General features: G+C 39.6%; 7 protein-coding genes. 3 read left to right on the plus strand and 4 right to left on the minus strand.

The features are described 5' to 3' along the window. Positions 1 to 27: 27 nt before the first annotated feature. Positions 28 to 240: a sulfur carrier protein ThiS gene (gene thiS, locus G1O98_RS35590; RefSeq protein WP_012410328.1), complete on the plus strand. Its 213-nt coding sequence runs from the start codon at positions 28 to 30 to the stop codon at positions 238 to 240. Here the strand turns inward: thiS and blaOXA are convergent. Continuing rightward, on the minus strand, positions 237 to 1,139 hold the full coding sequence (gene blaOXA / locus G1O98_RS35595) for a class D beta-lactamase (RefSeq protein WP_175586990.1): 903 nt from the start codon (positions 1,137 to 1,139) through the stop codon (positions 237 to 239). The genes thiS and blaOXA overlap by 4 nt on opposite strands. A gap of 99 nt (positions 1,140 to 1,238) precedes the next feature. After that, positions 1,239 to 2,471 carry a glycosyltransferase family 4 protein gene (locus tag G1O98_RS35600; RefSeq protein ID WP_163938776.1) on the minus strand — a complete coding sequence of 411 codons (1,233 nt, stop codon included), beginning with the start codon at positions 2,469 to 2,471 and terminating at the stop codon, positions 1,239 to 1,241. Positions 2,472 to 3,354: 883 nt separating this feature from the next. Between G1O98_RS35600 and G1O98_RS35605 the strand changes: the two genes are divergently transcribed. Together G1O98_RS35605 and G1O98_RS35610 are read left to right on the plus strand one after the other, a co-directional pair. Next, complete coding sequence (locus tag G1O98_RS35605; protein ID WP_163938780.1) at positions 3,355 to 4,338, plus strand: DUF1517 domain-containing protein; 984 nt, start codon at positions 3,355 to 3,357, stop codon at positions 4,336 to 4,338. Positions 4,339 to 4,676: 338 nt separating this feature from the next. Beyond that, positions 4,677 to 5,057, plus strand: coding sequence for a calcium-binding protein (locus G1O98_RS35610; RefSeq protein WP_163938782.1), 381 nt, complete (start codon positions 4,677 to 4,679; stop codon positions 5,055 to 5,057). A 3-nt stretch (positions 5,058 to 5,060) separates the two neighbouring features. On the opposite strand, the gene G1O98_RS35615 is transcribed toward G1O98_RS35610, so the two are convergent. Together G1O98_RS35615 and G1O98_RS35620 are read right to left on the minus strand one after the other, a co-directional pair. Further along, entirely contained in the window at positions 5,061 to 5,621 is a 561-nt protein-coding gene (locus G1O98_RS35615; protein ID WP_175586991.1) for a sugar O-acetyltransferase, read from the minus strand. Positions 5,622 to 5,911: 290 nt separating this feature from the next. Then, on the minus strand, positions 5,912 to 7,195 hold the full coding sequence (locus G1O98_RS35620) for a diguanylate cyclase (RefSeq protein ID WP_163938799.1): 1,284 nt from the start codon (positions 7,193 to 7,195) through the stop codon (positions 5,912 to 5,914). Positions 7,196 to 7,477: the final 282 nt, after the last annotated feature.

The raw sequence follows: 7,477 nt of genomic DNA on the forward strand, positions 1-7,477 counted from the left end.
CACTCCCCATTCCCCATTCCCACATTTATGTCTAATGAGATTACGATTCAGGTAAATGGGGAAACCCATAGCTGCTCATTTCAAACTTCTTTACCCAATTTGCTCCAAGAGTTGGGTTTTAACCCGCGCTTGGTGGCTGTGGAGTATAACGGCGAAATTTTACATCGTCAGTTTTGGCCACAAACAAAATTGCAGCCAGGCGATCGCTTAGAAGTGGTAACTATTGTTGGTGGTGGTTAGTTGATGTGAGCCAGCAAGCCCAAATCTTTCAGGCTGCGTCGTGTAATCTCGATGCGGACGGGTGCATCCTCTGGTTTATACATATCAAGGGTTGTTGCGAAAAAGTAGACGTTTTTGTTTTGTTCTAAATAACCCACAAACCAACCAACGTTTGGTTTGGTACTCGTTAACCATCCCGTCTTTCCCCGCAGTGTGTAGTCTGAAGTTTGTTCGCGTACCATAATGTCTTTGACAAGATTTATTGTCCGTTGGGAGAAAGGTAAATCACCTTGATACAACCGTTGCAAAAACTTAATTTGCTCTTGGGGTGTAATTTGCAATAGCTGCTGTTCTAGCCAAAAACGATCAATGTCTGCGGCGGTGCCAATTTGACGATTTCCGTAACTTACTTTGTTAATAAATTGCTGCATCCGTTCATATCCAGCCTTACGTGCTAGTACTTGATAGAACCAAACTGTTGAATCTTTAAAGGCTTGACGCAAATTCGTATCATGATTCCAAGCATCGATATCTCGATGAATTCCATCCCAAGTGAGAACTGCCACATCATCAGGAATTACACCTGTTTCTAATGCCACCAGCGCGTTAAAAATTTTGAATGTCGAAGCTGGAGCGATCGCAGTTGTATTACGTTTAGGATTGTGTTCATAGGTGCGGTTATTTTTTGAGTCGTAAATCAAGATTGAGCCTTCACGCCCAAATTCTTGAAAGTGTCGCCCAAAATTTGGCGCTTTCATAGCAGGACGTTCAGATGAGGTTGAAGCTGGTTGAGCCAGAATAGGCATTGTTTGGAAGCTAATTACACTCAATAGAGCAACACATCCAAGAATTGTAAATATAACAGCTTGCCTTCGGTAATGCCGAAGAGATTGCCACATACCAAACAAGATATTTTTCATTGCATATTTAATAAAATCACAAGGGAGATTTTACAATGCAATCTTGCTCATTTGCGGGGAGATGAACATCTGTGCATCCCCACTCCATCTGCATTCATCTCACAAAATCGGGTTTTTCCCCTCTGATTTGTAAAGCGATCGATGAAGAGTTCTACGCTTGGCTAATTCTTTACCTTTGCGGCCAAGTTGCTCACGTAGCTGTTGATCTTTGCACAACCGATTGAAAGCTTGAAAAACTTCATAACCAGAATTTGGATTAACCAATATCCCATTTTCTTCATGCTGAACTGTGTCTAGAACACCGCCTAAGCGAGGGGCAATGATCGGCTTACCGAAGTAACTTGCTTCTAAATAAACCATACCAAAACCTTCCATATTATTAGGTTTAGTATCTAATAAAGTCAGCATGGCAAATATGTCGCAAGCTGCATAATAACCTGCTAATTCACGCTCTGGCACATATCCAGCAAAGTGGACGCACTTATCTACCCGCAAACGATGCACCAGAGATTTCAGTTCTGATTCACTTGGCCCTTCACCGCAGATTATATAGTGGACATCGACCCCAAAGGTTAGCAACAGTGGGATATTATCAATTACTCGGTCGAAAGCCTTATGTTTTACTAGCCTTCCTATAGAGAGAATAACTATTGCTGAATCGGGAATGTTGTATGCCTGACGCACCCGAACACGCAAATCATCAAGGCTACTGGGACTCCCGACATTGTTACCAAATTTTTCTGGTCTGATTATTGGGTTAATAACGTAAGTAGGCGTATCTAATCGTAAAGCAGTTCTGAGGTAGTCTTGCGTGTAAGAACTGTTACAAACAATACCTTCGGCTCTATGAAGTGTCAATTTAAATAGCGATCGCAGTACGGGATTGTGTAAAGTACAAAGAAAATCATTACCGTGCAGATAGATAAAAAAGCGAATAGGTAAGAAATAGCTCAATAGCAACAGTGAAGGAAAATCATAGCCGTGTCCCCACTCTATATAACGGTAGTGATAGCGAAAATAGAGTTTGATTGCTAGCACAAATGAACAGACAATATTGACAAAAGGCTTTAGGATATTTCCTACAAAGCCACTACGCCAGTATCTAGGATAAAACCAGCGATATACTGGAAATTGTTGACCTTCATCAAATACTTTATCTCCTGAGCAACTAGCCGCCAGCACAATAACTCGTTCAGGATCTTGGAGACAACGATTATACATATATTCTCCAATTACAGCTTCTTTCGGTAAGAATATCCGGGATATGACTAGGATATCTGGGTATGCAGCTTTGTCTCTGATGTCGGCTGTTAGTTGAGAAATATGTTCCATAACCAAGTTGATAAATTTACTTCAAATAATTTTGAATTTATTTACAATTAGGATTACTTTCCAAGCCATAATTATTATTTTATTTCTTTTAAAACGAATCTGGTAGACAAAACTGAAGGCTATTTTAGAAGATTAGCCAACAAGATTGTTTTTTTATTGTGTTGATTTTATTTTTGCGGCAAAACTCTCAACATTAGAGAATTTTTGTGCATGATGGACAATAAAATAAAATCTAGCACTTGTAGTCCAATGTAGTCAAATTTCTCACTGAAGAACTGTTGCAAAAATTACGAAACTTACCTACGTTCACTAGACTATCTTGAATAGTCTAGACTGGCGTGCCAAAATGCCAAAAGTTTAGATAAGTATTTCATAACTATCTGTGTCTGCTTAGTGCTGCTGATAAGCATCACGTCCACTTTTAACACTACCATGCATACGTAAGAATCAGGTCTATATCCGTCCTTTATATTACTTGAAATAGAGAGATATCCTTTTAGATTCTGACAAAACAAGTAGGGTGAAGTATTAAAAAATTAGTCAAAATAATCATGAGAAATGAGAAACATCTGTATAATCCAAAACTGTAGCGTCGAAGTGCCCAGTCTAAAACATAGCCAAAATTGCCCGTAGGCGTAGCCCGTCGTAGACATCACAAATTTCTGTGATGATGAACATATCTTAAGGTACGGTTCCCCAGTCGAGAAATCCCCCCTGCGATCGCTGCATACGCCAGATAAGACGCGGTAGATTGAATATGTAGCCTTTAAAAGTGAATGCTACAAAGCTTGCTTGTTACGGACTGGCGTTAGTGACATAACCGCAAAACTCCTACCAGCATGGAGATAAATCATAAAAATTCTGTTTTCCAAGCGATTGTATTATGCGTAAAAAACTACAACAAATCAGCAAACCACTGTTAAAAACCTTCTTAGCGTTAGGACTGGTGTTAACTTTGGTTCTTAGCCACGCCGATGGAGCATTAGCGGCCCGCAGTGGGGGTCGAATCGGTGGTGGCTCTTTTAGAGCGCCTTCCAGCCGCACCTATACACCGCGCACTTATGCACCTCCCGGCGGGGGCGGATACTATCCTGGTGGCGGTTTTGGTGGTGGTTTTGGCTTTCCCTTCCTACTTCCTTTCTGGGGTATTGGGGGAGGATTTGGTGGTCTATTTAGCATCTTAATTTTCTTTGCGATCGCTAATTTCTTATTGCAAACTTTCCGCCGTGTCTCAGGCGGTGAAACACCAGAAGCAGATTACAGCAGTAACTCTCCTGTTTCTGTAACTCGTTTGCAAGTAGGTTTGTTAGCTCAAGCCCGTGAATTGCAAAATGAACTCAACCACATTGCTGAAACTGCTGATACTAATACCCCAGAGGGAAGAGCAGAAATTCTGCAAGAAGCCAGCCTAGCTTTACTCCGCCATCCCGAATACTTTGTATATGCAGGTGGTGGCACTCAACAAGCCAGTTTAAATTCAGCTGAAAGTCAGTTTAATCGGCTGTCACTGGCAGAACGGAGCAAGTTTAGCGAAGAAACTCTTTCTAACGTCAACAACCAGCTAAAAGCAGCCCTTGCCAAAGAAGCTTTACCCCAGGCTGGTGAACTAGACAACCCCACCCGCCTATTTACTGAAGGCCCTGGAGAATACATTATCGTCACCTTGCTGGCGGCAACACTAGGCAAGTTTGATATCCCCACAGCGATTAACAGTGCTGATGATTTGCGTCAAGCCTTGCGCCAAATTGGTAGTATCCCTAGCGAAAAACTTCTGGCAATTGAAGTACTTTGGACTCCACAAGCTGAAAATGATACGCTGACATCTGATGATGTACTGGCAAATTATCCTGATTTGAGACTTGTTTAACCTCTAAAAATTTCGCGCTTTACTGCCACTAAAGAACTTGGCATCTTGGCGAAACAAATAAGTTCCTCATTGAGTGCAATAACTAGAAAACCGTTTGTCAATAACAAGCGGTTTTTTGTATAACCTAGATATACCAAGAATTACGCACTGAGAACTAAAATCTCGATCCACCCTAACTTCTCTGAAAATGGGAGAAACTCTCAAAGCGCTGTTTAAAAAGGGGCTTGGGGGATCTATTATGTGTAAGCCCTATATACTTAACTATCTTTTAGAAAAATTATTCTTAGCCAAGACTTTGGTAATATTATCAAAATGTTATACACCTAAAGCGTTATCTTATGCCTAATGTTGAAGCCGACGAAAACCGAGAGCATCGCATTAAAACAGAGATCATTGTAGATGCTGAAGACAAAGAAGATCGAGCTATGGGTTGGTACTACTACCTCGAAGAGACTCTAAATTTTCCCTTTATGGCTAAATGGACTAAGAAGGGACGCAAATCAGGCTCTACCGAGGAGAAACAAGTGGAAGTGCTGGGAATGGCCCCAGATGATGAGTGTTTAAAAGATATGCTTGTCGAAGTAGCTTACATTAATGGTAAGGATGATGATGTATATTCTGCAAAGTTATCTGAAATAGCAGCCATTGATGCTGACAGCGAAACTCAAGAAGCGATCGCAGACTGGCTCTATTGGATTGCCAGAGGATACAAGTTTTAAACTCTAGGATAAATATCGAATGACGCGGCAGGGATTACCAGCAGCGACAACATTCTCAGGTATATCTTTGACAACTACACTGCCAGCACCAATGGTTGTGTTATCGCCAATAGTGACACCTGGACAAATAATTGCACTGCCACCAATCCAGACATTATTACCAATGTTTATTGGGGCAGCTAATTCTCTACCAGAAAGGCGAATTTCTGGCTCTACAGGATGATAAGCAGTATAAATTTGTACATAAGGAGCGCATAATACATTATCACCAATGTGAACTGTATTACAGTCTAAAATTACACAGCCATAGTTCATATACAATTTGTCGCCGACAAAAATATTACTACCATAATCACAGTGAAATGGTGGCACAATTGATACTTTGTCACCTATCTTTCCAAATAACTCTTGCAAAATTTGCTGCCGTTGCTCTTGCTGTTCTTCAGTTGTAGAATTGTACTTTCGCAACAGACGACTAGCTCGTTTATTTTCGGCAGCTAATTCTGGATCTTCCGCCAGGTATAATTCGCCTGCGAGCATTTTCTGTTTTTCAGTTTTTTCCATGACATTCAGAATAGTTGTGAAAAAAAATCAAAGGATTTTGATTTTAATGGCAGCATAAAGGACTAAGTAAGCTGGCACAATAAAATCAAAGTATGTAAATAAAAATAAACTAGGCTAAAACCCTTATCCCAACGACGAATATTTACACCCACTTAAATAAGTTGGCGTGAAAAAAAACTCATTATGTTGCAAAACGTAAATAGGCTTAAAACCCTTACTAATGACCAATGACAAAGGACAAATGACAGCCTTAGCCAGTTAGCTTTAATTTCGCCGACCTACTTACTTAATTAACTAAATATGGCATAAGTCGCTTTTCCCTGCCGTTTAGCTCGGTACATAGCAATATCAGCATCCCGTAGCAGAGTTGCAGGTTCCTCATAACTACTAAAATTCCAAGCAATACCAATACTAGCTGTAGTAGATAATTCACATCCATTCAGCTTAAGTGGCGATCGCAACGATTCTTGAATCCGTTTGGCAACATTGGTAGCGTCGGTAATGTCTTTAATATCCTCTAAAAGAACTGTAAACTCATCACCACCAAATCGGGCTACAGTATCACCACCACGTAAGCAGGACTCTAAACGTCTAGCGATCGCTACTAAAAACTCATCCCCTATTCCATGTCCAAAGCGATCGTTAATATCTTTAAAACCATCTAAATCCAAAAATAAAACTGCAAAATAATAATCGCTTCTGCGTTTGCTGCGCTCAATTGTTTGTCTGAGCCTGTCTAGAAATAAAACACGATTTGGTAATGCTGTCAGCCCATCATAAAACGCATTACGGATCAATTGTGCCTCTGTCTGCTTGCGTTTGGTGATATCTTGAAACACTAAAACTGCACCAGTGATATTACCATTGCGATCGCGGATGGGTGCAACTTTATCCCCAATCGCTATCTCTTTGCCATCTTTGGTAATCAGTATACAGTTTTCTGGGAAATCCAAAATTTCACCTGTTTTGATTACATCTGCGGCTAAGTTTTCAATTTTTTCTCCTACATCTTTGTCAACTAAGTTAACTACTTCTACTAAATCTTTACCGAACGCTTCACTTTCCTTCCAGCCCGTGATTATTTCTGCTATGGGATTCATCATTTGAATACAACCATCAGCATAAGTCACAATCACTGCACTGCTCATACTATTAATAATTGCTGCCAGCCTTTGTTTTTCTTCGTATAATATTTTTTTGCTTTGATGTTTGTATAGAGCCATTTCAATCGCAAAATGTAAATCACTTTCAATAAATGGTTTGACTATGTAATTAAAAGGCTCACTTAGCTGGTTTTCATATAATGTTTTATATTCCGAACACTCTGTTAAATATACTACAGGTACATGGAAGTGATTCTGGATGATGTCTGCTACGTTCACACCGTCAATTTCCCCAGCTAGGCAGATATCAATTAATACTAAATGTGGAAGAGTTTCTGCTACCTTTTTTATTGCTTCTTCACCAGACTTAGTAGTTTCTGATACGGAATAACCTAATTTTTGTAAACTTTTTCTAATATTTGAGGCTATGATTTTTTCATCCTCAACAACTAGGATTTTGCGGGCGAACATGGTGAAACAACCTGTTTGCTAGGGTTCAGATTTTTGTTGTCAGTATCAACTCGATACAAAAGTTCTTATTTCATCATAAACAATCTTTAACTACTCTGTAGTATTGCTTGATATAAATACTTAACTAATGAGCAAATAGCATCATGTTATTAACCTCCAATAATTTCTGTGTTTGTCAAAGCTAATTGTGATTAATGTATGCAGTTAATATCATGTCATTAACATAAAATGTAAATTACCATATAATTAACAGCAATCAAAAATTTATTTTCAAGAATATGC

Origin of the sequence: Nostoc sp. UIC 10630 (assembly GCF_010747425.1) — a bacterium.
Lineage (GTDB): Bacteria > Cyanobacteriota > Cyanobacteriia > Cyanobacteriales > Nostocaceae > Nostoc.

Bases quoted from the DNA above. Each gene is read 5' to 3' on its own strand.
- thiS (WP_012410328.1), top strand. From the start codon at position 28: ATGTCTAATGAGATTACGATTCAGGTAAATGGGGAAACCCATAGCTGC.
- blaOXA (WP_175586990.1), bottom strand. From the start codon at position 1,139: ATGAAAAATATCTTGTTTGGTATGTGGCAATCTCTTCGGCATTACCGA.
- G1O98_RS35600 (WP_163938776.1), bottom strand. From the start codon at position 2,471: ATGGAACATATTTCTCAACTAACAGCCGACATCAGAGACAAAGCTGCA.
- G1O98_RS35605 (WP_163938780.1), top strand. From the start codon at position 3,355: ATGCGTAAAAAACTACAACAAATCAGCAAACCACTGTTAAAAACCTTC.
- G1O98_RS35610 (WP_163938782.1), top strand. From the start codon at position 4,677: ATGCCTAATGTTGAAGCCGACGAAAACCGAGAGCATCGCATTAAAACA.
- G1O98_RS35615 (WP_175586991.1), bottom strand. From the start codon at position 5,621: ATGGAAAAAACTGAAAAACAGAAAATGCTCGCAGGCGAATTATACCTG.
- G1O98_RS35620 (WP_163938799.1), bottom strand. From the start codon at position 7,195: ATGTTCGCCCGCAAAATCCTAGTTGTTGAGGATGAAAAAATCATAGCC.